This is a genomic window from Roseovarius sp., from assembly GCF_965228755.1.
GTDB lineage: Bacteria > Pseudomonadota > Alphaproteobacteria > Rhodobacterales > Rhodobacteraceae > Roseovarius.
The window spans coordinates 1,110,361-1,135,992 of sequence record NZ_CBDDIG010000005.1 but is presented as its reverse complement, the minus strand read 5'-3'; the positions used below and the strand labels follow the sequence as shown (position 1 = coordinate 1,135,992).

27 protein-coding genes and 1 tRNA gene are annotated in these 25,632 nt (G+C 67.4%); 9 read left to right on the top strand and 19 right to left on the bottom strand.

Annotated features, from left to right (window positions below):
* The first annotated feature begins 173 nt into the window (after positions 1 to 173).
* Genes ACO07J_RS09125 through sucD form a run of 3 tightly spaced genes read left to right on the top strand, consistent with a single transcriptional unit; the run spans position 174 to position 3,196 of the window.
* Complete coding sequence (locus ACO07J_RS09125) at positions 174 to 1,115, top strand: HpcH/HpaI aldolase/citrate lyase family protein (RefSeq protein ID WP_422028382.1); 942 nt, start codon at positions 174 to 176, stop codon at positions 1,113 to 1,115.
* Positions 1,116 to 1,130: 15 nt separating this feature from the next.
* The gene (locus ACO07J_RS09120) at positions 1,131 to 2,315 is read left to right on the top strand and encodes a malate--CoA ligase subunit beta (RefSeq protein WP_422028380.1); all 1,185 of its coding nucleotides are present in this window, start codon (positions 1,131 to 1,133) and stop codon (positions 2,313 to 2,315) included.
* The gene (sucD, locus tag ACO07J_RS09115; RefSeq protein ID WP_422028378.1) at positions 2,315 to 3,196 is read left to right on the top strand and encodes a succinate--CoA ligase subunit alpha; all 882 of its coding nucleotides are present in this window, start codon (positions 2,315 to 2,317) and stop codon (positions 3,194 to 3,196) included. Before ACO07J_RS09120 ends, sucD begins: the two co-directional genes overlap by 1 nt.
* Before the next feature lie 167 nt (positions 3,197 to 3,363).
* Here sucD and ACO07J_RS09110 read toward each other — a convergent pair whose 3' ends face one another.
* From ACO07J_RS09110 to ACO07J_RS09100, 3 genes are read right to left on the bottom strand one after another with little or no spacing between them, the layout of a single operon-like run.
* Complete coding sequence (locus ACO07J_RS09110; protein WP_422028376.1) at positions 3,364 to 4,836, bottom strand: carboxypeptidase M32; 1,473 nt, start codon at positions 4,834 to 4,836, stop codon at positions 3,364 to 3,366.
* A 4-nt stretch (positions 4,837 to 4,840) separates the two neighbouring features.
* Entirely contained in the window at positions 4,841 to 5,980 is a 1,140-nt protein-coding gene (gene ctaA / locus ACO07J_RS09105; RefSeq protein WP_422028374.1) for a heme A synthase, read from the bottom strand.
* A gap of 58 nt (positions 5,981 to 6,038) precedes the next feature.
* Positions 6,039 to 6,785 (bottom strand): RNA methyltransferase, encoded by a 747-nt coding sequence (locus tag ACO07J_RS09100; RefSeq protein ID WP_422028372.1) that lies wholly within the window; start codon positions 6,783 to 6,785, stop codon positions 6,039 to 6,041.
* Positions 6,786 to 7,056: 271 nt separating this feature from the next.
* Between ACO07J_RS09100 and ACO07J_RS09095 the strand changes: the two genes are divergently transcribed.
* On the top strand, positions 7,057 to 7,683 hold the full coding sequence (locus tag ACO07J_RS09095; RefSeq protein WP_422028370.1) for a thiamine phosphate synthase: 627 nt from the start codon (positions 7,057 to 7,059) through the stop codon (positions 7,681 to 7,683).
* 68 nt (positions 7,684 to 7,751) lie between these two features.
* On the opposite strand, the gene ACO07J_RS09090 is transcribed toward ACO07J_RS09095, so the two are convergent.
* From ACO07J_RS09090 to ACO07J_RS09080, 3 genes are all read right to left on the bottom strand, one after another.
* Positions 7,752 to 8,609 carry a lysophospholipid acyltransferase family protein gene (locus tag ACO07J_RS09090; RefSeq protein WP_422028368.1) on the bottom strand — a complete coding sequence of 286 codons (858 nt, stop codon included), beginning with the start codon at positions 8,607 to 8,609 and terminating at the stop codon, positions 7,752 to 7,754.
* Complete coding sequence (locus ACO07J_RS09085; protein ID WP_422028366.1) at positions 8,606 to 9,373, bottom strand: GNAT family N-acetyltransferase; 768 nt, start codon at positions 9,371 to 9,373, stop codon at positions 8,606 to 8,608. Before ACO07J_RS09085 ends, ACO07J_RS09090 begins: the two co-directional genes overlap by 4 nt.
* A 119-nt stretch (positions 9,374 to 9,492) precedes the next feature.
* Positions 9,493 to 9,675: a DUF3553 domain-containing protein gene (locus ACO07J_RS09080; RefSeq protein ID WP_300894608.1), complete on the bottom strand. Its 183-nt coding sequence runs from the start codon at positions 9,673 to 9,675 to the stop codon at positions 9,493 to 9,495.
* 27 nt (positions 9,676 to 9,702) lie between these two features.
* Here ACO07J_RS09080 and ACO07J_RS09075 point away from each other — a divergent pair, with 27 nt between their 5' ends.
* Entirely contained in the window at positions 9,703 to 10,299 is a 597-nt protein-coding gene (locus ACO07J_RS09075) for a histidine phosphotransferase family protein (RefSeq protein WP_422028363.1), read from the top strand.
* Here ACO07J_RS09075 and ACO07J_RS09070 read toward each other — a convergent pair.
* From ACO07J_RS09070 to ACO07J_RS09030, 9 genes are all read right to left on the bottom strand, one after another.
* On the bottom strand, positions 10,296 to 11,561 hold the full coding sequence (locus ACO07J_RS09070; RefSeq protein ID WP_422028361.1) for a glutamate-5-semialdehyde dehydrogenase: 1,266 nt from the start codon (positions 11,559 to 11,561) through the stop codon (positions 10,296 to 10,298). The genes ACO07J_RS09075 and ACO07J_RS09070 overlap by 4 nt on opposite strands.
* Before the next feature lie 47 nt (positions 11,562 to 11,608).
* Positions 11,609 to 12,715, bottom strand: a complete 1,107-nt coding sequence (gene proB / locus ACO07J_RS09065) for a glutamate 5-kinase (RefSeq protein WP_422028359.1) — start codon at positions 12,713 to 12,715, stop codon at positions 11,609 to 11,611.
* The gene (gene obgE / locus ACO07J_RS09060; protein WP_422028357.1) at positions 12,703 to 13,740 is read right to left on the bottom strand and encodes a GTPase ObgE; all 1,038 of its coding nucleotides are present in this window, start codon (positions 13,738 to 13,740) and stop codon (positions 12,703 to 12,705) included. The genes proB and obgE overlap by 13 nt, the downstream gene beginning before the upstream one ends.
* Before the next feature lie 33 nt (positions 13,741 to 13,773).
* On the bottom strand, positions 13,774 to 14,313 hold the full coding sequence (locus ACO07J_RS09055; RefSeq protein ID WP_422028355.1) for a GNAT family N-acetyltransferase: 540 nt from the start codon (positions 14,311 to 14,313) through the stop codon (positions 13,774 to 13,776).
* 139 nt (positions 14,314 to 14,452) lie between these two features.
* Complete coding sequence (gene rpmA, locus ACO07J_RS09050) at positions 14,453 to 14,722, bottom strand: 50S ribosomal protein L27 (protein WP_300894615.1); 270 nt, start codon at positions 14,720 to 14,722, stop codon at positions 14,453 to 14,455.
* Between the two features lie 24 nt (positions 14,723 to 14,746).
* Positions 14,747 to 15,478: a 50S ribosomal protein L21 gene (gene rplU / locus ACO07J_RS09045; RefSeq protein WP_422028353.1), complete on the bottom strand. Its 732-nt coding sequence runs from the start codon at positions 15,476 to 15,478 to the stop codon at positions 14,747 to 14,749.
* A gap of 174 nt (positions 15,479 to 15,652) precedes the next feature.
* Positions 15,653 to 17,575 carry an FAD-dependent monooxygenase gene (locus tag ACO07J_RS09040; protein WP_422028351.1) on the bottom strand — a complete coding sequence of 641 codons (1,923 nt, stop codon included), beginning with the start codon at positions 17,573 to 17,575 and terminating at the stop codon, positions 15,653 to 15,655.
* Between the two features lie 32 nt (positions 17,576 to 17,607).
* Positions 17,608 to 18,435 carry a DUF2059 domain-containing protein gene (locus tag ACO07J_RS09035; RefSeq protein WP_422028349.1) on the bottom strand — a complete coding sequence of 276 codons (828 nt, stop codon included), beginning with the start codon at positions 18,433 to 18,435 and terminating at the stop codon, positions 17,608 to 17,610.
* Between the two features lie 2 nt (positions 18,436 to 18,437).
* The gene (locus tag ACO07J_RS09030) at positions 18,438 to 19,280 is read right to left on the bottom strand and encodes a DUF2059 domain-containing protein (protein WP_422028347.1); all 843 of its coding nucleotides are present in this window, start codon (positions 19,278 to 19,280) and stop codon (positions 18,438 to 18,440) included.
* Between the two features lie 121 nt (positions 19,281 to 19,401).
* Here ACO07J_RS09030 and ACO07J_RS09025 point away from each other — a divergent pair.
* Positions 19,402 to 19,491 (top strand) — tRNA-Ser (locus tag ACO07J_RS09025).
* A 186-nt stretch (positions 19,492 to 19,677) separates the two neighbouring features.
* Here the strand turns inward: ACO07J_RS09025 and guaB are convergent.
* The gene (guaB, locus tag ACO07J_RS09020; protein ID WP_422028345.1) at positions 19,678 to 21,126 is read right to left on the bottom strand and encodes an IMP dehydrogenase; all 1,449 of its coding nucleotides are present in this window, start codon (positions 21,124 to 21,126) and stop codon (positions 19,678 to 19,680) included.
* A gap of 182 nt (positions 21,127 to 21,308) precedes the next feature.
* Between guaB and speB the strand changes: the two genes are divergently transcribed.
* Positions 21,309 to 22,268, top strand: a complete 960-nt coding sequence (speB, locus tag ACO07J_RS09015) for an agmatinase (RefSeq protein ID WP_422028343.1) — start codon at positions 21,309 to 21,311, stop codon at positions 22,266 to 22,268.
* 112 nt (positions 22,269 to 22,380) lie between these two features.
* Here the strand turns inward: speB and yidD are convergent, their stop codons facing one another.
* The 3 genes from yidD to rpmH are packed head-to-tail and all read right to left on the bottom strand — an operon-like array spanning position 22,381 to position 23,176.
* Positions 22,381 to 22,620 (bottom strand): membrane protein insertion efficiency factor YidD, encoded by a 240-nt coding sequence (gene yidD, locus ACO07J_RS09010; protein WP_422028341.1) that lies wholly within the window; start codon positions 22,618 to 22,620, stop codon positions 22,381 to 22,383.
* Positions 22,617 to 23,012: a ribonuclease P protein component gene (rnpA, locus tag ACO07J_RS09005; RefSeq protein WP_422029747.1), complete on the bottom strand. Its 396-nt coding sequence runs from the start codon at positions 23,010 to 23,012 to the stop codon at positions 22,617 to 22,619. The genes yidD and rnpA overlap by 4 nt, the downstream gene beginning before the upstream one ends.
* Positions 23,013 to 23,041: 29 nt before the next feature.
* Positions 23,042 to 23,176, bottom strand: a complete 135-nt coding sequence (rpmH, locus tag ACO07J_RS09000; RefSeq protein WP_012177012.1) for a 50S ribosomal protein L34 — start codon at positions 23,174 to 23,176, stop codon at positions 23,042 to 23,044.
* 304 nt (positions 23,177 to 23,480) lie between these two features.
* Here rpmH and ACO07J_RS08995 point away from each other — a divergent pair, with 304 nt between their 5' ends.
* Both ACO07J_RS08995 and ACO07J_RS08990 read left to right on the top strand, forming a co-directional pair.
* Complete coding sequence (locus ACO07J_RS08995; protein WP_422028338.1) at positions 23,481 to 24,212, top strand: TVP38/TMEM64 family protein; 732 nt, start codon at positions 23,481 to 23,483, stop codon at positions 24,210 to 24,212.
* A complete protein-coding gene (locus tag ACO07J_RS08990; RefSeq protein WP_422028336.1) occupies positions 24,205 to 25,632 on the top strand; it encodes a dihydrolipoyl dehydrogenase family protein in 1,428 nt (475 codons plus the stop codon). Before ACO07J_RS08995 ends, ACO07J_RS08990 begins: the two co-directional genes overlap by 8 nt.

Sequence of the window (25,632 nt, the reverse complement as noted above, 5' to 3'; positions counted from 1 at the left end):
CATCCCACCGCATCCCGCAGGCCCCGATCCGGGTAGGCCCGCCCTACCCGTTCGTCGCCCGCCCCCCTTCCCCGTGCCGCCATTCTTACCCGCAGGGAAGTGTCGCCGCCGCCGCTTACGGGCGACAACCAAAGGCAACGGACACCCCGTCCGCCCGAGGAAAGGACACCCCGATGAGCTACACCATCCACCCGCTCAAGAAGCAGCGCCTGCAACGGTCGGAACTGGCCGTACCGGGCTCGAACCCGTCGATGATCGACAAGGCGGCAGAGTCGGAGGTCGACTACATCTTCCTCGACCTCGAGGATGCGGTGGCGCCCCCCGACAAGGTGCAGGCCCGCGCCAACATCATCCAGGCGCTGAACGACATCGACTGGAAGGCCAAGGGCAAGACCATGTCGATCCGGATCAACGGGCTCGACACCCATTACATGTACCGCGACGTGGTCGAGATCGTCGAACAGGCGGGCCAGCACCTCGATACCGTGCTGGTGCCCAAGGTGGGCGTTCCGGCCGACCTTTACACGGTCGAGACCCTGCTGAGCCAGATCGAGGAGGCGAAAGGCTTCACCCACAAGATCGGCCTCGAGGCGCTGATCGAGACCTCGCTCGGCATGGCCAACGTGGAAGCCATCGCCGCCGCCCCCGGCCGGCTGGAGGCGATGCATTTCGGCGTGGCCGATTATGCCGCCTCGACCCGCGCCCGCACCGTGGTGATCGGCGGGCTGAACCCCGACTACCCCGGCGACCAGTGGCATTTCGCCCTGTCGCGGATGACCGTGGCCTGCCGCGCCTATGGCCTGCGCGCCATCGACGGGCCGTTCGGCGATTTCTCGGACCCGGAGGCCTATATCGCCTCGGCGAAACGCGCCGCAGCGCTGGGGATCGAGGGCAAATGGGCCATCCACCCCAGCCAGGTGAAGCTTGCCAACGACGTCTTCTCGCCCCCCGAGGGCGAGGTCACCAAGGCCCGCCGCATCATCGAGGAGCTGAAAAAGGCCGCCGAACAGGGCAAGGGCGCCGCCGCGCTTGACGGCAAAATGATCGACGCCGCCAGCGAGCGGATGGCCAACAACGTCATCACCGTCGCCGACGCCATCGCGGCCAAGGGATAACAAGGAGGTCACCCCATGGACATTCACGAATACCAGGCCAAGGAGATGCTGCGCCGCTTCGGTGTCAGCACGCCCCGCGGCGGCATCGCCTATTCGCCGGAGCAGGCCGTTTACCGCTGCTCGGAGCTTTCCGGCGACAAGTGGGTCGTCAAGGCGCAGATCCATTCCGGCGCCCGTGGGAAAGCGGGCGGCGTGCGCATCTGCGCGAGCGAGGAGGAGGTGGCCGAGGCCGCGCAGTGGATGCTGGGCCGCCGCCTTGTCACCCACCAGACCGGGCCGCAGGGCAAGCTGGTGAACCGGCTTTATGTCGAGGAGGCCACCAACATCGCGCAGGAGATCTACCTGGGCTTCGTGATGGACCGCAAGCTCGAGCGCGTGGTCGTCGTGGCCTCGGCGCAGGGCGGGATGGAGATCGAGGAGATTTCCGCCAACGAGCCCGACTCGATCATCCGCAGCGTGGTCGACCCCGCCGTCGGCATGCAGAACTTCCAGGCGCGCGAGATCGCCTTCCAGCTGGGGCTCGACCCGGCGCTGATCCCCGCGGCCGTGAAAACCATCATCGGCTGCTACCGCCTGATGAGCGAGACCGATGCCAACATGGTCGAGATCAACCCGCTGGTCGTCACCTCGGCCAACGAGATCGTGGCGCTGGATGCCAAGCTCGCCTTCGACGACAACGCGCTCTTCCGCCACCCGGATATCTCGGAGCTGCGCGACAAGAGCCAGGAAGACCCGCGCGAGACCTATGCCGGCGACCGGGGGTTGAACTATATCGGGCTCGACGGCCGGATCGGCTGTATCGTCAACGGCGCCGGCCTCGCCATGGCGACGCTCGACATGATCAAGATGGCGGGCGGCGAGCCGGCCAACTTCCTCGACGTGGGCGGCGGAGCCTCGCCCGAGCGGGTCCTCATGTCCTTCAAGGCCGTGCTCAACGACCGCAATGTCGAGGGCATCCTCGTCAACATCTTCGCCGGCATCAACCGCTGCGACTGGATCGCCGAGGGGGTGATCCGCGCGGTGAAGGAACTCGAGCTCGACATGCCGCTCGTCGTGCGGCTCTCGGGCACCAATGTCGAGGAAGGCCGCAAGCTCCTGGCCGACAGCGGCCTCAACATCACCACCGCCAGCACCCTGGCCGAGGCGGCCGAGAAGGTCGTCGGCGCCTGGAAGGCGGCCCATATGAAGGAGGCCTCGTGATGGCCATTCTGATCGACAGCACCACCCGCGTTCTCGTCACCGGCATCACCGGGCGGATCGGCAGCTTCCACGCGCAGGACATGATCCGGCACGGCACCAATGTCGTGGGCGGCGTGACCCCGGGCAAGGGCGGCACCAAGCATCTCGACCTGCCGGTCTTCAACACGGTCAAGGGCGCGGTGGCCGAAACCGGCGCCGACCTGGTGGTCAGCTTCGTGCCGCCGCCCTTTGCCGCGGATTCGATCATGGAAGCGGCGGATGCGGGCATCAAGACCTGCGTCTGCATCGCCGACGGCATCCCGGCGCAGGACATGATCCAGGTGAAACGCTACATGCGCCGCTACAAGGAAGACCGGCGGATGCGCCTGATCGGGCCGAACTGCGCGGGGATCATCACGCCGGGCCAGGCCTTTGCCGGGCTGATGCCGCCCTCGATCTACAAGCCGGGGCGCGTGGGCATCGTCGGGCGCTCGGGCACGCTGGGCTACGAGGCGGCGAGCCAGATGTCCGACCGGGGCATCGGCGTCTCCTCCTCGATCGGGATCGGCGGCGATCCGATCAACGGGTCGAGCTTCAAGGACATCCTCGAACTCTTTGAAAACGATCCGGAAACCGATGCCGTGGTCCTCGTGGGCGAGATCGGCGGCCCGCAGGAGGCAGAGGCCGCGGAATACATCCGCGACCACATGACCAAGCCGGTCGCCGCCTATATCGCCGGGCTCTCGGCGCCCAAGGGGCGGCGCATGGGCCATGCCGGCGCCATCGTCTCGGCCTTCGGCGAATCGGCGCAGGAGAAAGTCGACATCCTCAAGGAAGCGGGCGTGACGATTGTCCCGACGCCCTCCTCCTTCGGCGAGGTTGTCGAGAAGATGGTCGCCTGACCCTTCCCTCCCTCAACAGGCACCATTCCGGCCCCGGCGCACATTCCCCGCGCCGGGGCCGCTTTACATGAGGAAAGGCGCTCAACGCCCTGTTTCTTCTGGCTGAAAATATCCCGGGGGAGCGTTGAAATCCCGCAGGATTTCAACGTAGGGGGCTGGCCCCCAATTCACCCCGGATAAAGGGCGCAGAACTTGTCGGCGAGGTAGCTCATCAGCGGCCCCGCCGACGGCTCCTCCCCGCCGCAGGCGCGGGTGATCACCTCGCGCGGGCGATAGCGCCCGCCATGGCGCTGCACGTTCTCGTGCAGCCAGCGGGTGGCCGGCCCCGGATCGCCGCGCTGGAGATGGGCGTCGATATCCGGCACCGCCCCCCGCAGTGCCTTGTAGAGGCAACCGGCATAGACATTGCCGAGGCTGTAGGTCGGGAAATAGCCGAAGAGCCCCACCGACCAGTGCACGTCCTGCAGCACGCCGTTGGCGGCGCGGTCCACCTTGTAGCCGAAATCCGTCTCGAACCGGTCGTTCCACGCCGCCTCGAGATCGCGCACCGCAAGGTCGCCCGAGACCAGCGCCTTCTCGAGATCGAAGCGCAGCATGATATGCAGGTTGTACTGCACCTCGTCCGCCTCCGTCCGGATATAGCCGCGATGGACGCGGTTGACGGCGCGGTAGAATTCCGCCTCGTCCGCCACGCCGATATCGCCGAAGCGTTCCCGCATCTCGCCGAAAAGCCAGTGGCAGAAGGCGGGCGAGCGGCCGAGCTGGTTCTCGTAGATCCGGCTCTGGCTTTCATGCACGCCCATCGACACGCCCTGGCCCAGCGGGGTCAGGCGAAGGGCCGGGTCGACGCCCTGCTCGTAACAGGCATGCCCGGTCTCGTGGATGGTGGAATAGATGCAGTTGAACGGGTCGTCCGCCGCCGTCCGGGTGGTGATCCGCACGTCGTCGCCGGATCCGGAGGAGAACGGGTGCACCGCAAGGTCGAGCCGCCCGCGCGTGCCGTCATAGCCGAACCGCGCGGCCAGCTCGCGGGCGAAGGCCAGCTGCGCCTCCGCCGGGAAATCGCCGCTGACGCCTTCCGCTGCCGCCCCCTCGAGCGCGCGCTTGCGCAGGTGGACGAGGCCGGGGCGCATGTCGTCGAACATGGTCTCCAGCATCGCCGCCGTGGCGCCCGGCTCGAAATCGTCGAGCAGCGCATCGTAGAGCGTGCCGGTTTCCGCGAGCGCCGCCGCCTCCTCGCGCTTGAGGCGGACGACCTCCTCCAGCGTCGGCGCGAAGGCGGCAAAGTCATCCGCCGCCCGCGCCGCGGCCCAGATGCCCTGTGACCGGCTGGTCAGCCGTGCCAGCGCCGTGGCAAGGCTGGCCGGCACCTTCCGCGCCCGGTCATGCGCGCGCCGGATCTGCCGAAGCTGTGCCTCGGCCACGTCATCCGCCGCCTCGGCCGCCGCCAGCCAGTCGCCCACGCGCGGGTCGGTCCGGCGGGCATGCAGCACCGCCTCCATCGCCCCGGATTCCTCCGAGCGCTGCTCGGCCGCGCCGCGGGGCATCACCGTCTCCTGGTCCCAGCTCAGCCGCCCGGCCACCTGCGCCAGCGCCTGTGTCTCGCGCTCATGCGCCATCAACTCGTCATAGGCCGCCATTCTCTTACCCCCTGACCGATTGCGCCAGCGGATACTGGCTGTGGAACCGTGCCCGGATGATCAGCACCCAGACCGCCACCGCCAGAAGCTGGTGCACGATCGCCACCTGCCAGGGCGCGGCGTAAAGCACGGTGGCGATGCCCATCACCACCTGTGCGCAGAGCGCGATGAAGGCGCCGGTAAAGGCCGCGCGCGTCGCGTTATTGGCGCTGCGCCGGCCCTTGAGCCAGACCATGACCGAGAAGGCCAGCAGCAGGTAGCCCACCATCCGGTGGGTGAACTGCACGAAGCCCGGGTTCTCGAACAGGTTGCGCCAGCCCAGCTCGGGCATCCAGAAATCGACGGGCAGGAACCCCCCCGCCATCAGCGGCCAGTCGGTGAAGGTGCGGCCCGCGTCGATGCCGGCGACCAGCGCGCCGATCAGGATCTGCAGGAAGGCGAAATGCATCCAGCCGGTCGACAGGCTGAAGAGCTTCGGCTCGCGGCCCCGGCGGGCCTGCATCAGCTCCCGCTCCTCACGCCCGAGGCAGAAGACATACCACGCGATCAGCCCGAGGATGACGAAGGCGAGGCCGAGGTGCACCGCCAGCCGGTAGCTCGCCACGTCGAGCATCTGGCCCGTCAGGCCCGAGGATACCATCCACCAGCCGATCGCCCCCTGCGCGCCGCCCAGTACGCCCAGGCCCAGAAGCCGCCCGGTCCAGCCCGGCGGGATTTTCCGCGTCAGCAGGAAGCCCAGGAACCCCAGCGCCCAGACAAGACCGATCACCCGGCCAAGCTGCCGGTGGCCCCATTCCCACCAATAGATCGTCTTGAACTCCTCGAGGCTCATGCCCTTGTTCTGAAGCTCGTACTCGGGGATGGCCCGGTATTTCTCGAACTCGGCCTCCCACGCGGCCTGGTCGGTGGGCGGCAGGGCGCCCTTGACCACGTTCCACTCGGTGATCGAGAGCCCGCTATCGGTCAGCCGGGTCAGCCCGCCCACGGCGATCATCACCACCACCAGCGCGAAAAGCACCAGCAGCCACGCCCGCACCGCGCCACGCGCGCCGCGCCGGCCCTTGTCGATCATGCCGCCCTTCGGCGCCTCGCGCCGGGGCGTGCCCTCGCCCACCTCTTCGAAAATGCTGCGCTTGCCGCTCATCCCCGGCCCTTTCCCTTGTTCCGGCGGAGGGTAGTGCCGCCATGCGCCCGCTTCAAGCTCACTCGGCCCGATCCTTCCAGCGGACCATCTGCCGCAGAACCCCGTGCAGCATCCGCACATCGGCGCCGGTGAGCGGCATCCGGCTCCACATGTTGCGCAGGTTGATCTTCATGCCCTCGCGCTTGTGCTCGGGGAAAAAGAAGCCGGCCTCCTCCATGCGTTGCTCATAGTGATCCGCCAGCTTTTCCACCTCTGTCTGGGTGGCCCAGTCGGCGCCGGCCATGTCGGTGCGCTCCATCTCCACTTCGCCAGAAGCCCGCCGCCATTCATAGGCGGTCAGCAACACGCATTGCGCAAGGTTCAGGCTGGCGAAGGCCGGGTTCACCGGTACGCTGATGATGGCGTTGGCCCGCGCCACGTCCTCGTTCTCCAGTCCGGCCCGCTCCGGCCCGAACAGCACCGCCACCTTCTCGCCCGCGGCGATCTTCTCGGCCGCCACCTGCATCGCCCGCTCCGGCGCATAGACCGGCTTGGTCAGCCCCCGCACCCGCGCGGTGGTGGCAAACACGTAGGAGCAATCCGCCAGCGCCCCGGGCAGGTCGTCGGCCAATACCGCCTCGTCCAGCAACCGCCCGGCCCCGCTCGCCATCGCCGCGGCCTTGGAATTGGGCCAGCCGTCGCGCGGCGCCACGATCCGCATCCGGTCCAGCCCGAAATTCCACATGGCGCGCGCGGCGGCGCCGATATTCTCGCCCATCTGCGGGCGCACCAGCACGAAGGCGGGCTGCGGGGTCTCGGTCGGCATGGGCATTCTCCTTCACCGCCTGCCTCTTAAGCGAGGCCCCCGCCGCTGAAAAGCCCCCGGCCCTTTCATTGTTCGCCAAATACTCCCGCCGGAGGCGTCCGATGCCCGCGACCGGCGCCGCGCCCGCCGGGGCATCCCGCCCTTTCATCTTTCCCCAAATACTCCCGCCGGAGGCGTCCCGACCTCTCCGCGGCCCCCGCGTTTGCGGCCATGGACGCCCCCGTTTTTCCAAGTTATAGCAGCCCGGATAAGCCGAAAGAGGAGCGCCCCGATGGCCGAGCCCGAGCAGCCGCAGATCTACCTGATCACCCCGCCCGAGATCGAGCTCAGCCGGTTCCCGGACACGCTCGCCCGGGTGCTCGACGCGCATGAGGTGGCCTGTATCCGGCTGGCGCTCTCGACCCATGACGAGACCGCGCTTTCGCACGCCGCCGACGCCTGCCGCGAGGTGGCGCATGCCCGCGACATCGCCATCGTCATCAACACCCATTTCATCCTGGCCGAACGGCTTGGCCTCGACGGGGTCCACCTGACCGACGGCGCGCGCCAGATCCGCACCGCCCGCAAGGCGCTGGGCGCAGACGCGGTGGTGGGCGCCTTCTGCGGCACGTCGCGCCATGACGGGATGAGCGCGGGCGAAGCGGGCGCCGATTACGTCAGCTTCGGCCCGGCGGGCGATACCGTGCTGGGCGACGGGTCACGGGCGGAGTTCGAGGTGTTCGAATGGTGGTCGCAGATGATCGAGGTGCCGGTCGTGGCCGAGGGCGCGCTCGACGAGGAGCTGATCCGCCGCCTCGCCCCAGTGACCGACTTCTTCGGCATCGGCACCGAGATCTGGGGCGCCGAGGATCCCGCCGCCGAGCTGGGCCGGCTGATCGCGGCGATGGGCGACGTGTGACGGTCTCCGGCACCGACGTTATACCGACAAAATACCGACGTGATACCGACGTTGCGTTTGCAGCGTTTTCAACGGGTTGGCCGCGCCTCGCCGCTCGCCACCTGCCGTTCTGTCGGCATGCCGGAGCGGACGACCCCTTCTACATGCGCCGCCAGCGCCTTGCGACTTGCAAAATCGGCAACCTTTACAGGGGCATGGTAGACGACCTTCACCCTGCCATTCCGACGCGCCGCCAGCAGTTTCAGCGCGTGAGAGCCGAAATCCATGTCCCCCCACCAGCCGTAGAACCGCGGGTCTTCCCCCTCGGGCGCATGATAGATCACGGTCACCGGCTGGATATGCAACTCGTCGCGCAGGTTATCGTTGAAGAACGCCTGGAACAGCGTTGATTTGAAAGGCAAAACCCGGAATCCGTCGGTCGAGGTGCCTTCCGGAAAGAACAGCAGTTTGTGCCCCGCCAGCAGCCGTTCCTCGAACACCTGCTGCTGCGCCTTCGCCGCCCTCGGATCGCGGGTGATGAACACCGTCCCGGTGATCTTGGCCAGGAACCCGATGCCCGGCCATCCCGCCACCTCGGCCTTCGACACGAAGTAGACCCGCTTCCGCGCATTGAGCGAGAAAATATCGAGCCATGACGCATGGTTGGCCACCACGGCGCCCCGTTCCGCCATCCGCTCTCCCACCGCCTCGTGCCGCATGCCAAGCACGAAAAACGCCGTCCGGCACACCACCTGCGTGATGAAGGGCGTCCACGGCCGGTGCAGCCCGTAAAGCGGCCGCTCCACCAGCCGCAACGCCATCATCGCCACCACGCCCACGAGCAGGATGACAACCAGCGCCGCCCCGCGCAGCCCGGCCCGAAGCCAGCCCGCCGCCGTGATCCTGTGGGGCGGCGCGGGCTCCTCAGGCGACCAGGTGAACGTCACGCCGTAATGCCCTTGGAGTAAATGTTTTTCTGCGTTTCGCTCATCCGCTCTGTATCCATCACCAGGCAGATATCGGTCGTGTTGAACGCGTGGTCGATGAAGGCCCCGTCGCCCACGTAGCCGCCAAGCCGGAGGTAGGCCTTGATCAGCGCCGGCACCTGCAGCATCGCCACGCGCCGGTCGATCCGGTCCTCGGGCAGCAGGTTCATCGACTGGTAATGCGCCGCCTGCGTCCGGACCCGCAGCGCCTCGGGCGCGAGGTGGCGGTGATGGAGCAGCGACAGCGGCTGGGCCAGCGCGTTGACGTCGGTGCCGTGGAAACTGGCCACGCCGAACAGGATTTCTATCTCGTTTTCAAGCACGTAGCGCGCAAGCCCGTTCCAGAGGTGATACATCGCCGCCCCGCCGCGATAGGGTGGCGCCAGGCAGGATCGGCCCAGCTCCATCAGCCGCCGGCCGCTCTGTTTCAGCGGCGTCAGGTCGTACTCGTCCTCGGAGTAGAACTGCCCCACGGCGCGCGCCTGGTCGTCGCGCAGGACGCGGTAGACGCCCACGACGTCGCCGCCCCGGGCGGTATCGGTCAGGATGATATGGTCGAAATAGGGGTCGAACCGGTCCCGCTCGAGCCGCGCGTCATGGTCGACCAGCGGCCCGTCGCCGCCCAGTTCCTCGACGAAAACCTCGTAACGCAGGCGCTGCGCGGCCCTCAGATCGTCTTCCGAGCCCGCCAGCCTGACGCTGAACTGTTCCTCGCTCCCGCCCATCGCTGTCCTCGCGCCTCCGTTGCCCGCGTTTTATGGCGCAGCGGCCACGAACGCAACGGCACATGGCGGCCGCGCGCCGATCGCCCCTTTCGGGTGCCTTAACTTTTCCGTAACCTCCTTCATGTTTTGATCACCGGGATCAATTCGACACGGGAGCCATCGATCACGACCTTGCCGACTTCCTGGAAATTCACGGTAATCCGGCCGCCGATATTCGACTGCACCTGCCCGGTGCCCCAGTCGGGCTGATGCGGATGTTCGACCAACATGCCGGGTTCCAGGAAACTGTTAAGATCTGACATGCAGTTTCAGCCATCGTGGAGTAACCATTGCCCCATCCTAGCGACAAGATCGCCTCTCTCATAGGGTCTCGCATTTGCCACGACCTGATCAGCCCGGTGGGCGCGGTGGCCAACGGCCTGGAACTGCTCGAGCTGTCGGGCCTGCCGAAAAGCCCGGAATTTTCGCTGGTGGCGGAGAGTGCGGGCCATGCCTCGGCCAGGATACAGTATTTCCGGCTGGCCTTCGGCGATGCCGAGCCGGGCCAGGTGGTGTCCGGGCAGGCCGTGGCCGACATCCTTGCCGCCGTCTACGAGGCCGGGCGGATCGGGATCGACTGGCAGGCCGAGGGCGATTTCGCACGGCCCGGGGTCAAGGCGGCGCTGCTGGCGCTGATGTGCGTGGAACAGGCGCTGGTGGCCGGCGGGCGGATCGTGGTGGCCCGCGACGGCGCGCGCTGGCATATCCGGGCCGAGGCGGACCGGCTGTCGCCCGACCCGGCACTGTGGAACCTGCTGCGCGGCGCGCCGGGGCCGGAGGCGATACCGCCGGCGGCGGTGCAGTTCCTGCTGCTTCCGCATGTCCTCGGCGATCACGCGAAGATCGAGCTTCAAACCACTGAAGAGACAGTAGAAATCCTCTTCTAGGCCCGGGTCGCGCCGTCGCCCTCGACCAGGTATTTGAAGCTGGTGAGCTGGGCCGCGCCCACCGGGCCGCGGGCATGCATCTTGCCGGTGGCGATACCGATCTCGGCGCCCATCCCGAACTCTCCGCCATCGGCGAACTGGGTCGAGGCGTTGCGCATCAGGATGGCGCTGTCGAGCTCGGCGAAGAACTGTTCGGCGGCCTTGTCATCCTCGGTGATGATGCAGTCGGTATGCTGGGAATGGTACTGCCGGATATGGGCGATGGCGCCGTCGATATCCTCGACCATCTTGGCGGCGATGATGCTGTCGAGGTATTCGCGGCCCCAATCCTCGTCGCTGGCCGCCTGGGTGCCGGCAATGACCTGCAGCGCGGCATCGGCCCGCACCTCGACGCCCGCGTCGATCAGCGCCCGGATCAGCCCCTGCCCGATCGTGTCGGCCACCTTGCGGTGAATGAGCAGGCACTCGGCCGCGCCACAGATGCCGGTGCGGCGGGTCTTGGCGTTCATCACCACGCGCAGCGCCTTCTCGGGGTCGGCGTCCTTGTCGATATAGATATGCACGATCCCCTCGAGATGGGCGAAGACCGGCACGCGCGCCTCGCGCTGGACAAGGCCGACGAGACCCTTGCCGCCGCGCGGGACGATCACGTCGATCGTGCCGGTCATGGTCAGCATCTCCTTCACCGCCGCCCGGTCGCGGGTGGGGACAAGCTGGATCGCATCCTCGGGCAGGCCCGCCGCGCGCAGCCCCTCGACCAGCGCCGCGTGGATTGCCGCCGAGGAATGGAAGCTTTCCGAGCCACCCCGCAGGATTACCGCATTGCCCGACTTCAGGCAGAGCGCCCCGGCATCGGCGGTGACATTGGGCCGGCTTTCGTAGATCACCCCGATCACCCCCAGCGGCGTGCGCACGCGGCGGATATGCAGGCCCGAGGGCATGTCCCATTCCGCCAGCACCTCGCCCACCGGGTCATCCTGCGCGGCCACGGCGCGCAGGCCGTCGCACATGGATTTCACCCGATCCTCGTTGAGCAGGAGCCGGTCCATCATCGCGTCTGACAGGCCCTTTTCGCGGCCATAATCGAGGTCTTTCCCGTTGGCGGCGATCACGTCGGCGCGGGCGGCCCAGAGCGCGTCGGCGGCGGCCTCGAGCGCCTTCTGCTTGGTCTCCGGCTTTGCGGTCGCAAGCTTTGCGGCGGCGGATTTGGCACGGTCGCCGATCTCGGCCATCAGGGCGGGGATGTTGTCGAGGTCTTTCATGGTTAGCGGTCCTTCGCGGGTCGGCGGGAGCGTAGCATCAAAGGCGGTCAGAACGCCATATCGTCGCGGTGGATGAGCGGCCCGCGCGCCGGGTAGCCGAGGCGTGGCTCGATATCCTGTGTTTTCAGGCCCTTGATCAGCGCGGCATCCTGCGCATCGTAGCGGGTGAGGCCCTGGCCCAGCTTGCGGCCGGTGGTGTCGGCCACCTCGACCGGGTCGCCGCGGCCGAAGCGGCCGGTGACGGCGGTGACGCCGGCGGGCAGAAGGCTGCTGCCGCCCTGCAACGCTGTCGCCGCGCCGTCATCGACGGTGATGCGGCCCTTGGGCTTCATCGCGGCGATCCAGGCCTTGCGCTTTTGCTGCGGGTCGCCCTGGGCGGTGAACCAGGTGGCCGGGGCGCCTTTTTCCAGCGCGGACAAGGGGTTGAGCACCGATCCTTCGGTGATCGCCATGTCGCAGCCGGCCGCTGTCGCCGTGCGGGCGGCCATCAGCTTGGTCTTCATCCCGCCCTTCGAGAGGCCCGAGCCGGCATCGCCCGCCATTGCCTCGATGTCGGGCGTAATCTCGGCGATGACGTCGAAGCGGGTCGCCGCCGGGTCTTGCGTGGGATTGCCGGAATAGAACCCGTCGACATCGCTGAGCAGGATGAGCTGATCGGCGCCCGCCGTCACCGCGATCTGGGCAGCCATGCGGTCATTGTCGCCATAGCGGATCTCGTCGGTGGCGACGGTGTCGTTCTCATTGACGATGGGCACGGCGCCGAGCTTCAAAAGCTGTTCCAGCGTGGCCCGGGAGTTGAGATAGCGGCGGCGGTCGGCGCTGTCCTCCAGCGTCACCAGAACCTGAGCGGCGCGGAGGCCGTGCTCGGATAGCGCCCGGTCATAGGCATGGGCGAGCTGGATCTGGCCCACGGCGGCGGCGGCCTGGGATTGCTCCAGCGTCAGTTCGGTCATCGGCAGGCCCAGGGCGCCCCGTCCGAGGGCGATGGAGCCCGAGGAGACGAGGATCACGTCCGTCCCGCGCGCCCGGATGCGGGCCACATCGGCCACCAGCGCCTTGAGCCAATCGGCGCGCAGCTGGCCGCTGGCCCGGTCCACCAGCAGGGCCGAGCCGATCTTGACGACAATCCTTTTGGCGTCTCTCAGGGTTGCCACGGCTCGGGCTCTTCGTCCTTGGCCTTTTCCCGCAGGCGGCCATCGTCGATCTGGGCCCGGAGCGCGCGGAGCACCTCCGTCACACCTTCGCGCGAGACGCCCGACATCAGCATGACGTTTTCCGCGCCCGCGGCCTGCACCTCGTCGCGCAGGAAGGCGCGTTCCTCGTCATCGAGCGCGTCGATCTTGTTGAGCACCGTCACGCGCGGCTTGTCGGCCAGCGCCTCGCCATAGGCCTCCAACTCGTTGATGATGGTGTGATAATCCTCGACCAAGGTACCGGAGGTGCCGTCGACCAGGTGCAGCAGCACGGCGCAGCGCTCGACATGGCCGAGGAAGAGGTCGCCCAGGCCCCGCCCCTCATGCGCGCCGTCGATCAGGCCGGGGATGTCGGCCACCACGAATTCCACGCCATCCACCTCGACCACGCCGAGATTGGGGTGCAGCGTGGTGAAGGGATAATCGGCGATCTTGGGCCGGGCGTTGGAAGTGGCGGCGAGGAAGGTCGACTTGCCCGCGTTGGGCAGGCCCACGAGGCCCACGTCGGCAATCAGCTTCAGCCGCAGCCAGAGTGTGCGCTCGACCCCGTCCTGCCCCGGGTTCGAGCGGCGCGGCGCCTGGTTGGTGGAGGTTTTGAATCGCAGGTTGCCCCAGCCGCCATTGCCGCCATGGGCGAGCTCGATCCGCTGGCCCACCTCGGTCAGGTCGGCGATCACCGTCTCCTGGTCCTCGTCGAGGATCTCGGTGCCGACGGGGACGCGCAGGACGATATCCTCGCCATCCTTGCCGGTGCGCTGGCGGCCCATGCCGGGCTGGCCGTTATCGGCGAAGAAATGCTGCTGGTAGCGGAAGTCGATCAGCGTGTTCAGCCCGTCGACCGCCTCGGCATAGACCGAGCCGCCCTTGCCGCCATCGCCACCATCGGGCCCGCCATACTCGACGAACTTCTCCCGCCGGAAGCTGATACAGCCACCGCCGCCCGAACCGGACCGGATATAGACCTTTGCGAGATCGAGGAATTTCATGCTGTCATCCTTTAGGCAAAGGTCCTGTCTGGCTCAATCCATTTTCCGGCTGTAGGTCCAGGTGGGCACCTTCGCGTTGCGCGCCACCGAGAAGGTTTCGGCGTCGCCCAGGTAGCTGAAACCGTGGTTGGTGACCACGCGGGCCGAAACCGGGTTGTCCTGGAAGACCGAGGCGAAGATCGTGCGGCACTTGCAGGGGTTGGCGGCCACGATGGCGCCCACCGCTTCCGAGGCGACGCCGGTGTTCCAGAAGGCGTGCGCCACCCAGTAGCCGATCTCGCACTGGCCCTCGTCGACGCGTTTCAGGCCGATGGCGCCCATCACCTCCTCGCCGCCGTCGCGCGAGCCGTCGATGATCCAGACCGTTTCGGTCCGGTCGGGGGCGGTGACGCGGGTCAGGAACGCCTCGACCGTGCCGGGGGGCAGCGGGTGCGGAATGCTCGACGTGTTGCGCGCCACGCGCTCGTCGCCGGCGTAATGCGCCAGAAGCCCCGCATCCGAGGCGCGCGGCGGGCGCAGGTCGAACCGGCCGGCCGCCAGGGTGGGTTGCGTGTCGATCGTCTCCAGTTTCATTGCGTTCTCCTCCCAAACGCGGGGCCCGTGGCCGGGCCCGAACCGGGGATTGACGGATGGTGGGCGTCGATCCGCGAACAAGAAAGGGGACCGGCCCTTGCCGATCCCCCGATGTTCTCATTACACCTTTTCGGTCGGCTTACTCTGCGGCCTCCGCCACTGGCGTGACCGAAATGAAGGTGCGGCCCTTGAGGCCCTTGTGGAACGTCACCGAACCTTCGACGGTGGCGAAGAGGGTGTGATCCTTGCCCTGCCCCACGCCGTCGCCCGGCCAGAACTTGTTGCCGCGCTGACGCACGATGATGTTCCCGGGAATGACGGCTTCGCCGCCGTATTTCTTCACGCCAAGGCGGCGGCCGACGGAATCGCGACCGTTACGTGATGAACCGCCTGCTTTCTTGTGTGCCATCTCGTTGTCTCCTATCTCGCCGGATTACTTAGCCAGTTCCTTGGCTTGTTCAATCCATTCGGGTTTGACCTTGACGGCCTCGAACTTGTCCGCGTCCACCTTGGCCAGCTCGGCATAGGTGGTGATGCCGGCCTCGACCAGTTTCTTCTCGACCGCCGGGCCGATGCCCGTGATCGCGGTCAGGTCGTCGGCGGCGGCCTTCTTCGGCTCGGCCTTCTTGGGCTCTGCCTTCTTCTCGGCCTTGGGCTCGGCTTTCTTCTCGGCCGGCTTGTCGGCTTTCTTGTCCGCCTTCTTGGCGACGCTTTTCTCGCCGGCGTCCTTGTTCTTCACGCGCTTGGCCATCTCGGCCTGGTCGGTGGCGTTGTCGGCATAGCGTTCCTTGCCCATGCCGGCGGCCAGTGCGCCTGCGCCCACGGCGGCCTTGATGCCCGACTTGTCGGCGCCCTTCTCAAGGATTTCGGTCACGCGCAGCAGGGTCAGCTGCTGGCGGTGGCCCTTCGTGCGCTGCGAGCCGTGCTTGCGGCGGCGCTTGACGAAGTGGATGACCTTGTCGCCCTTGACCTGATCGACGACCTCGGCCTGAACGGCCGCGCCATCGACGAGAGGCGCCCCGATCACCGGGTTGTCGCCGCCCAGCATCAGGATCTCGTTGAACTGCACCTTTTCACCGGCGTCGGCTGCAAGCTTTTCCACGCGGAGCATGTCGCCCGACTGGACCTTGTATTGCTTGCCACCGGTCTTGAGGACCGCAAACATGTTCGTCTTCCTTTTCAACTTCCGCGTCCTGTGGCCCCCGGTTCCGGGTGTTGCGTGGGGGTCACTCCCCCGCCTCGGACGGCGCGCCCTATGTCGTGGGCGTCATTCCATCAACCCCCGCGCAGATATGCCACCTGCCGGGATGGGCGCTTATCGGGGGATGAGGGGCCAAAGTCAAGGGGGAAATCCGGGGTTTCCGCCCGGAACGGTTCCGTGTTGCGGGAGCATGAAGCGGGCGAAGAAGGCAGTCAGGCCGGCAAGGTCTTCGAGCGGCAGGATGGCGGCGGTGAACTGGTCGGGGCGGACGACGATCAGCGCGCCCTTGTCGCGGTCGATTCCGCGCCGGTCGAAGATGTCGGGGCCGGTTTTCAGGTCGGGGCAGAAGGCCTTTTCGTAATCGGTGAGCCCGAAACGGCCCCTGGGCGGGGTCAGGAGGCGGGGCAACGCCGAGAGGTCCATGTCGCGGTGATGGGGCTGGAAGACGGCGCGCAGGTCGATGACCGCGTCGATATCGGCGCCTTCGGGGGTGTAGCGGCGCAGGGGGCTGTCGGGCCCGGTGGCGAGCGCGTCGCAGAGCCGGGCGATGGCGCCGCCCGGCATGCCCGCGTCGCCCCGCGGGGCGAAGGCCACCAGCCGCCAGCGGCCGTCGGCCAGCATGGCATGGCCAAGCTGCATGGGTTTCGCATCGGCCAGCCGGATGACGGGAGCGGAGTGAAAGCGCATGCCGATGGGCAGGCCGGTGGCGAGGGGCTGGTGCCCCGCCTGCACGATCATCGACGGCTCGTAGCGCGCCTCGACCCCGGCGGTATAGCGGCCGTGCTTCTGGAAATACTGCTGGAACCGGGCCGAGGCGTCGGGGTCGGAGGAGCGGGAACTGAAGAGCCGGGCCATGTCGCGGTCGAACTCGATCAGCTCCTGCGCCTTGGCGCGGCGCTCGCCGGAATATGTGTGGAGCAGGTCGGGCACGGCCTGCCCGCGCAGCACCGCCGCCAGCTTCCAGCCGAGGTTGAACGTGTCGGCCATCGACACGTTCATCCCCTGCCCCGCCTTGGGGCTGTGGGTGTGGCAGGCATCGCCGGCAATGAAGATGCGCGGGGCGTGCCCGTCGCGCGGACCGGTGCCGAGGTCGTCGAAACTGTCGCAGACCCGCTGGCCGATCTCGTAGGCCGAGCACCAGGCCACGTCGCGCACATCGAGCGTATAGGGCGACAGGATCGCCTGCGCCTTTTCGATCAGCATGTCGGCGGTGACGTTGCGGTCGGCGGCGCGCTCGGTCTCGTGCAGCTCGTCGAGTTCCACGTACATCCGCACCATCGCCCCGCCCTCGCGCGGGATGATCAGCAGGCTGCCGCTGTGGGCCGAGCGGATCGCGGCCTTCAGGCGGATGTCGGGGAAGTCGGTGACGGCGAGGATATCCATCACCCCCCAGAGCTGCCGCGCGGCATCGCCCTTGAGCGTGAGCCCGAGCGAGGTTCGCACCGCGCTGCGGGCGCCGTCGCAGCCGACCACGTATCTGGCGCGGATGGTTTCGGTGGTGTTGTCGGGCGCCTCGAAGTTGGCGGTGACGGGGTAATCGGGGGCGTCGGTTCGTTCCAGCCCGGTCAGGTGAAAGCCGTAATCGGGGGTCAGCCGGCGGGGCGATTTGCGCATGATATCGAGGTAGAAATCATGCACCCTCGCCTGGCTGAGAATGGTGTGCGGCATCTCGGAGAGGTCGTCGGCCACGTCGTCGATCCGGTCGGTGCGGATGAGGCCCCCGCCCGCTTCACCCCCTCCTGAGCCCGGGGCCCAGAACACGGTTTCGTTGACCCAGTAGGCCTCCTCCATCACCCTTGTCGCGAAGCCGAAGGCCTGGAACATCTCCATCGAGCGGCAGGCGATGCCGTCGGCCTGCCCCATCTCGAGCGGTCCCGGTTTGCGCTCGGCGATGCGGGTCACGATGTCGGGGAAGGCCGAAAGCTGGGCCGCCAGCGTGAGCCCGGCGGGGCCGCAGCCGACGATCAGCACATCGACATCGGAGGGGCGGTCGCCCGCCCCCGCGGCCTCGGGGGCGATCCGCGGATCACCGGGGGTGACCCCGTCGAAATGGTACTGCATCGCGCCCTCCCCCGGGCCGGTGCCCGCTGACCCTACAGCTCCTGGCTGCGCATGTGCTGGGCCACGGCCTGGCCGACGAGGTAGGACAGCTCCTCGTACATCCGGTCGAAGGTCGAGAACAGCGCCCGGTTCAGCGCCTGCCCCTCGTCGCTGCGCCACAGGTCGATATACTCCTGCACCTCGTTATCCTCGAGCGGCTGGTAGGCGGTCAGCAGGTAAGCGCCGATCCAGGCGGCGCTGTCCTCGCGCACGCCCTCTTCCTGCGACCAGACGTCGAGCAGCATATCCTCTTCCGACAGGTCATAGGCGCCGCCATCGGCCAGCCCGCGATAGAGCATCAGGTTGGAATTCAGGATGCCCATCACGTTGTGCTCGATCAGGTCGCTGTCGGCGATCAGCGTGTCGATCTGGTCGACGATCAGCGCGCCCTCGCGGTCGAGCTTCTCGTATTGCTCCTTGGCGGCGTCCTCGACCTCCGGGTCGAGGAAGGCCTCGCGCGCGGACAGCTCCAGCTCGACCACCTCGGCGCCCAGCTCGGAGGTGAAGAAGGCGTTGAGCGGGGCCAGGTCCACGCCTTCGAGCCCGCGCGCCATGCGTTCCTCGACGAGGTTGCGCATCTTGCCGGTGTCGTAGATCCGCTCGACCGTGGCCTGCCAGCGGGCCGGATCGGCCTCGGGCATCATGTCGCGCGCCAGGCTCTGGGAATAGGCCAGCCCTTCCTCGCGCATGATCTCGACCGTATCGCCCACGCGCAAAGCCTGGAGCAGCACGTCAAGCTCGGCCCGGTCCTCGGCCTGCGCCGGCATGGCCCAGATCACGGCGGCGGCAACGGCCGCCGCGGCGGCACGGATCGGTCCCATTCTCACAGCTCCTCGCCGGGGTGCATCTCGGCCATGCGGGCGGCCAGAACCTCGAAGCGGTTGGCCATGATCTCGTACTGGATGGCGTTCATCAGCTCGTAGACCTCCTGCATTTCCGGGGCTTCCAGCGCCTCGGTATAGGTCTCGATCTCCTCGAGCGTCAGGTCGCGATAGGTATAGGCGGCGTTCGCGAGCCCGGCCTCTGTCATGTCGGCGCGCATCTCGTCTTCCTGGTTGCGGATGACGGCACGCAGCGAGCCTTCGTCGATCTCGTAATCCAGCACCCCGGCATAGGAGGCGGCCATCAGGAACCGCACCATGATCTCCTGCACGGCGCGGACCGACTGGTCCTCGGTATCGATGGCGTCGGCCATGCGCTCGAACATCTCGGCCCGGCCGTTGCCTTCGGCGCGCGCCTCGGCCAGCAGTTCGGCCCCTTCGGCGCGCTGCGCGGCGCTGTCCTCGGCCATGTGCGCGGCGTTTTCCAGTTTCACCAGCTTCTGGCCCAGCGGCGAGGCGTAGAAGCCCGCGGCATGGCCCAGCAGTTCGTCGCTCAGCGTCTCGGAGAGGATCTCGATGGCCATGTCGTGCATGGTGCCGGTGTCGAAGACCTGCTGGGTGACGCGGGCCCAGTCATGGCCGAAATCGCTGGGCTTCATCCCCAGCATCTCGGGCGCGTCCGAGGCCGACTGCTTGATCGATTCGAGCGCCACGTCGAAGCCGGTCACTTCGAGGAACGCCTCGAGGTTGGCGCGGTCGGCGGCGCGGGCCTGCAGGGGCGCCAGAAGCGCGATGGCGGCAAGTATGGCGATGAACGGGGCGTGGATCAGGGACCGTCGCGACAAGGGGGCACTCCTATGGCCGAATTGTTCATTCCTGAATCTAGGCAAATTCTGGCGGCAAACAATGCAAAACCCCCTTGTCCCCCGCCGGAAAGGCGATTAAACGCACCCTCCAGACCCCCGCGGAGAGGTGCCGGAGTGGTCGAACGGGGCGGTCTCGAAAACCGTTGACCCTTCACGGGGTCCCAGGGTTCGAATCCCTGTCTCTCCGCCACTTATTCCCCGAGGATGACGATGTGGTGAAACCCGGTGTCGCGCGCGCCGGTTGTTGCCGTTGGCGCCTGGCCGGTCAGGTGATGCCCGACAAGACAGATCGCGCCCCGGAGGGCGCGATCGAACAGGTCGGATTCAGGCACGGGCGGGTGTGAACCGGGCTTAACGTCGCCCGCTAACCCTTTGATTACCCAATACGATAGTTCGGGCTCTCGCGCGTGATCTGGACGTCGTGCACATGGCTTTCCTTCAGCCCCGCGCCGGTGATGCGGACGAAGCTGCAATTGTTGCGCATCTCCTCGACCGTGGCGCAGCCGGTATAGCCCATCGCCGCGCGCAGGCCGCCCACGAGCTGATGCACCACCGCCGCCGCCGTGCCCTTGTAGGGCACCTGCCCCTCGATCCCCTCGGGGACCAGCTTGTCGCTGGCGGCGTCCTTCTGGAAGTAGCGGTCGGCGCTGCCGCGGGCCATGGCGCCGAGGCTGCCCATGCCGCGATAGGCCTTGAAGCTGCGGCCCTGGTAGAGGATCACCTCGCCCGGGCTTTCATCGGTGCCCGCCAGCATCGAGCCCACCATGGCGCAGGAAGCGCCGGCGGCAATGGCCTTGGCGAAATCGCCCGAGAACTTGATGCCGCCATCGGCGATGATCGGCGTGCCGTCGGCGGCCTCGACGCAATCCATGATGGCGGTGAGCTGGGGCACGCCCACGCCCGCGACCATCCGCGTGGTGCAGATGCTGCCCGGTCCGATGCCCACCTTGATGGCATCGGCCCCGGCGCCGATCAGGGCGCGCGTGGCCTCGCCCGTCGCCACGTTGCCGGCGACGATCTGCACCTCGTTCGACAGGCCCTTGGCCCGTTCGACCGCCTTGGCGACGCCCTCGGAATGGCCATGCGCGGTGTCGATCACGATCATGTCGACCCCGGCATCGACCAGCGCGGCCGAGCGTTCGAAGCCCGCGTCGCCCACGGTCGAGGCCGCGGCACAGCGCAGGCGGCCGAGGTCATCCTTGCAGGCGGTGGGGTTCAGCACGGCCTGCTCGGTGTCCTTGAGCGTCAGGAGCCCGGTCAGCTTGCCATCCTTGTCGGTGACCAGCAGCTTCTCGATCCGGCGGGCGCGCATCAGGTTCTTGGCCTCTTCCCGGTCGGCCGGCTCGCGCAGGATGGCCAGGTCGTTCGAGGTCATCATCACGTGCACCGGCGTCTCGTCGGAGGTGGCGAAGCGCATGTCGCGGTTGGTGACGATGCCGACGACGCGGCGTTTCTCGTCGACCACGGGGAAGCCGGTGAAGCCGTAGCGCTCGGTCAGGGCCTTGGCATCGGCCAGGGTCTGGTTCGGGGTCAGCGTCACCGGGTTGTAGACGATGCCGGATTCGAAGCGCTTGACCCGCCGCACCTCGCGCGATTGCTCCTCGATTGTCAGGTTGCGATGGATCACCCCCATCCCGCCCGCCTGGGCCATGGTGATCGCCATGCGCGATTCGGTCACCGTGTCCATGGCCGAGCTCAGAAGCGGTATGTTGAGATTGATCGACCTGGTGACGCGCGTCCGCGTGTCGGCGGTGTTGGGCAGCACGCTCGACTTGGCGGGTACGAGCAGAACGTCATCGAAGGTCAGCGCCTCACGAATCTCCATTGGGGGTCTCCATGGCAGGGATCGTTTGGCGCTTCCCTATTACATGGATCGGGGGCGGGTGAAAGGCCAATTCGTTGGCGGGAGGGCAAGGCGGGGTTGCAGGCGGCGCCGGGTCTCGGGCCTTGCCGGGGGCGGGATTTCCGGCCACCGTGGCGGCGAGCGGAGGCTGAAGGGGGCACATCATGACGAAACACGGCTACGAGGCGGGGCGGCTCGACCTGCCTTTCGTGGGAATCTCGACCTTCGGCAAGCGGCCCTACGTGGCCGACTGGGCGGCGATCGAGGCCGATGCCGCGATCCTCGGCGCGCCGTTCGATTTCGGCACCCAGTGGCGGGCGGGCGCCCGGTTCGGGCCGCGGGGCGTTCGCGAGGCCTCGACGCTCTTCAGTTTCGGCCATGCCGGGGCCTACGATCACGAGGATGACGTGACCTATCTTCCGGGCGACGTGCGGATCGTGGACCTGGGCGACGCCGATATCGTCCATACCGACACGGTGAAGAGCCACGCCAATATCGAGGCGGGCGTGCGGGCGATCCTGAAGGCGGGTGCCCTGCCGGTGGTGATCGGCGGGGATCATTCGGTGAATATCCCCTGCATCAACGCGTTTGACGACCAAGGCGATATCCACATCCTGCAGATCGACGCCCATCTCGATTTCGTCGACGAGCGCCACGGCGTGCGGTTCGGCCACGGCAACCCGATGCGGCGGGCGGCGGAGAAGGCGTATGTCACGGGGCTGACGCAGATCGGCATCCGCAATGTCAGTTCCACCGCCAAGGAAGGCTATGACGACGCCCGCGCCATGGGGTCGGACATCCTGTCGGTGCGGCAGGTGCGCAAGCTGGGGCCCGAGGCCACGGCGGCGCGCATTCCGGCGGGCGCGCGGGTCTATATCACGCTGGATATCGACGCCTTCTGCCCGTCGATCGCGCCGGGCACCGGCACGCCCAGCCATGGCGGGTTTCTCTATTACGACGTGCTGGAGATCCTGCAGCAGGTGGCACGGCGGCACGAGGTGGTGGGCATCGACCTTGTCGAGGTGGCGCCGGATTACGACCCGACGGGCGGCACGTCGATCCTGGCGGCGCAGGTGTTGCTGAACCTGCTGGGGTTCGTGTTTCATGCGAGGGGGGCGGGTTGAGGCCGTTTTCTTCGAAGAAAGCGGGTCGGAAAATTGGAATTTTCCGGCGTCGCAACATTAGCATCGCTGTGCAACATACCGTTTTCTTTAAAAGAAAACGGCCCGAATTCTTCTAAAGAATTCGGGTCTTTCGCTCCGGCACCGGATCATACCCGCATTTGCCCCACGGGTTGCACCGCGCGATCCGGCGCAGCGCCAGCCAGCCACCTTTCAGGGCGCCGTGCCGTTCCAGCGCCTCCAGAGCATAGGCGCTGCAGGTCGGCTGGTAGCGGCAGTGCCAGCCCACCCAAGGGCTGAAGACCAGCCGGTACGCCTTGACCGGCAGGGACAGGATATAGGCAAAGGGGCTCATGCGCCGTGCAGCTTGCGCAGGGCGTAGAGGAAATCGCGCTGCAGATCCTCGAAATCGCGCGAAGCCGTCACCTCGGGCCGGCCGATCAGGGCGTAATCCCAGCCCGCGCGGCCATGCTCGGGCAGAAGCAGCCTTGCCACCTCGCGCAGGCGGCGCTTGGCGCGATTGCGGGCCACGGCGTTGCCGACCTTCTTGGAACATGTGAAGCCCACGCGCACCGTCGCGTCGCCATCGCCCCGGTCGCGCCCCTGCACCAACATCGAGCCGGTGCCCTGCCGCCGCGCGCGGTTGAGCGCCAGGAAATCCGGCCGCTTGCGCAGGCGCCGGACGCAAAGAGACACCGCCGGGGGCTCATTCCCCGTGTTCTCTACGGGGGCCTCCGGCGGTGCCATGATCATGAAAGAGCCTGAAGGGCCGAGGCTTACGCGCTCAGCGACTTGCGGCCACGGGCGCGGCGCGCGTTCAGGATCTTGCGGCCAGCCTTCGTGGCCATGCGCGCACGGAAGCCGTGCCGGCGCTTGCGAACCAGGTTCGAGGGTTGAAAGGTGCGTTTCATCGCTCCGGTCTCCGGTCTTGCGGGGCCGTCTGCCGGAATCGGCGCAGCCCGGGGAATGCTTCGAAGCCCGGTCTATAGTCGCGCGGCGGGCCCAAGTCAAACCCGGCCAGGCGGTTTTGCAACAAAAACCGCGCATGGCCCGGGGCTTCTGTTACAAAAGCCGGGGATTTCTATCATTTACGCCGTCCGGGGCCGCTTTCGCCTCACCCCGGATCACCGCCGCGTGAAGCCTCTTCCCCCGGCGCACGGCATGGCGCATCTAGAGGAAAGACGAAGGGAAACAGCCATAAAACCGGACGAGGACATGGACCAGGCGAGACACGGGGGCAGACACCCCCTGGCACGGCACATACCGCTCGCCGTCATCGTGGCGGCGGCCATCATCGGCTTCTTCACCCTCGGCGACCTGCTGAGCTTCGAGACGCTGCGCGCCCATCGCGAGACGCTGGTGGCGTTCCGCGACGCCAATTTCACCGGTCTCGCGCTGGCCTTCATCGGCATCTACGTGGTGATCGTCGCCTTCTCGCTGCCCGGCGCCGCGGTGGCCTCGGTCACCGGCGGGTTCCTGTTCGGGCTGGCGCTGGGCACCGTCTTCAACGTGATCGCCGCCTCGATCGGGGCCATTGCCATCTTCCTGGCCGCCCGCTGGGGGCTGGGCCGGGTGCTGGCCGAGAGGATCGAAACCTCCGAGGGCACGCTGAAGAAGATCAAGGCAGGCCTGCACGAGAACGAGGTCAGCGTGCTCTTTCTCATGCGGCTGGTGCCGGTGGTGCCATTCTTCGTGGCGAACCTCCTGCCCGCGCTTGTCGGCGTGCGCTTCGTGAATTTCGCGGTGACCACGGTGCTGGGCATCATCCCCGGCGCGCTGGTCTTCACCTGGATCGGCGTCGGGCTGGGCGAGGTGTTCGACCGCGGCGAAAGCCCCGACCTGTCGCTTCTGTGGGAGCCGCAGGTGATCGGGCCGATCCTGGGGCTCTGCGTGCTGGCGGCGCTGCCCATTGTCATCAAGCACCTGAAAGGCCGCAAGAATGCCTGAACCCAAGCGCCTGACCCCCGACCTCCTAGTCATCGGCGCGGGCTCCGGCGGGCTGTCGGTGGCCTCGGGCGCGGTGCAGATGGGCGCCTCGGTCGTGCTGCTGGAAGGGCACCGGATGGGGGGCGACTGCCTGAATTTCGGCTGCGTGCCGTCGAAGGCGCTGATCGCCAGCGCCAAGGCGGCGCACGGCCAGGCCCATTCCGCGCCTTTCGGCATGGCCAATGTCTCGCCGAAGGTCGATTACGGCGCCGCGATGGAGCATGTGGCCCAGGCCATCGCCACGATCGAGCCGCATGACAGCCAGGAACGGTTCGAAAAGCTCGGCGTCACGGTGATCCGGGAATACGGCGAATTCATATCGCCTCGCGAGGTGAAGGCCGGCGACACCCTCATCCGGCCCCGCCGGATCGTCATCGCCACCGGCTCCTCGCCGCTGGTGCCGCCCATTCCGGGGCTCGACAGCGTGCCCTACGACACCAACGAGACCCTCTTCGACCGGCGTGAGAAGCCTGACCACCTGCTGATCATCGGCGGCGGGCCGATCGGGATGGAAATGGCGCAGGCGCATGTGCGGCTGGGCTGCAAGGTCACGGTGATCGAGGGCGCGAAGGCGCTGGGGCAGGACGACCCGGAGCTTGCGGCCATCGTGCTCGACCGGCTGCACGCGGAAGGCGTGGAGATTGCCGAGGGCGCGCAGGCGTCGGAGATCAGCGGCCAAGCCGGCGCCATCGAGGTGACGACCGGGGACGGGCGCCGCTTCGCCGGCACGCACCTGCTGATCGCCGTGGGGCGCAAACCCAACATCGATCGGCTCGCCCTCGACAAGGCCGGGATCGAGACCACGAAACGCGGCATCAAGACCGACAGCCGCCTCCGGACCACCAACCGCCGCACCTATGCCATCGGGGACGTGGCGGGGGGTCTGCAATTCACCCATGTCGCCAGTTACCACGCCGGTATCGTGATCCGCTCGGCCGTGCTGGGCCTGCCCGCCAGGACGAAATCGGCGCATATCCCGCATGTCACCTATACCGATCCGGAACTGGCGCAGGTCGGCCTGACCGAGGCGCAGGCGCGCGAGACCCATGGCGGCAATCTCGAGGTGATCCGCACCGACTATGCCCGCAACGACCGCGCCATCGCCGAGCGCCGGACCACCGGTTTCCTCAAGGTGATGGTGGTGCGCGGCCGGCCCGTCGGCGCCTCGATGGTGGGCGCGCAGGCGGGCGAGCAGATCGGGCTCTGGGCGCTTGCCATTGCCAACAACCTGAAAATGAGCCAGATCGCGGGGATGGTCGCGCCCTACCCCACGTTGGGCGAGATCAACAAAGCGGCCGCCGGGGCCTATTTCTCTCCGCGACTGTTTGATAATCCTATTGTGAAGAAAGTCGTGGGGCTGGTGCAACGCTGGCTCCCCTGA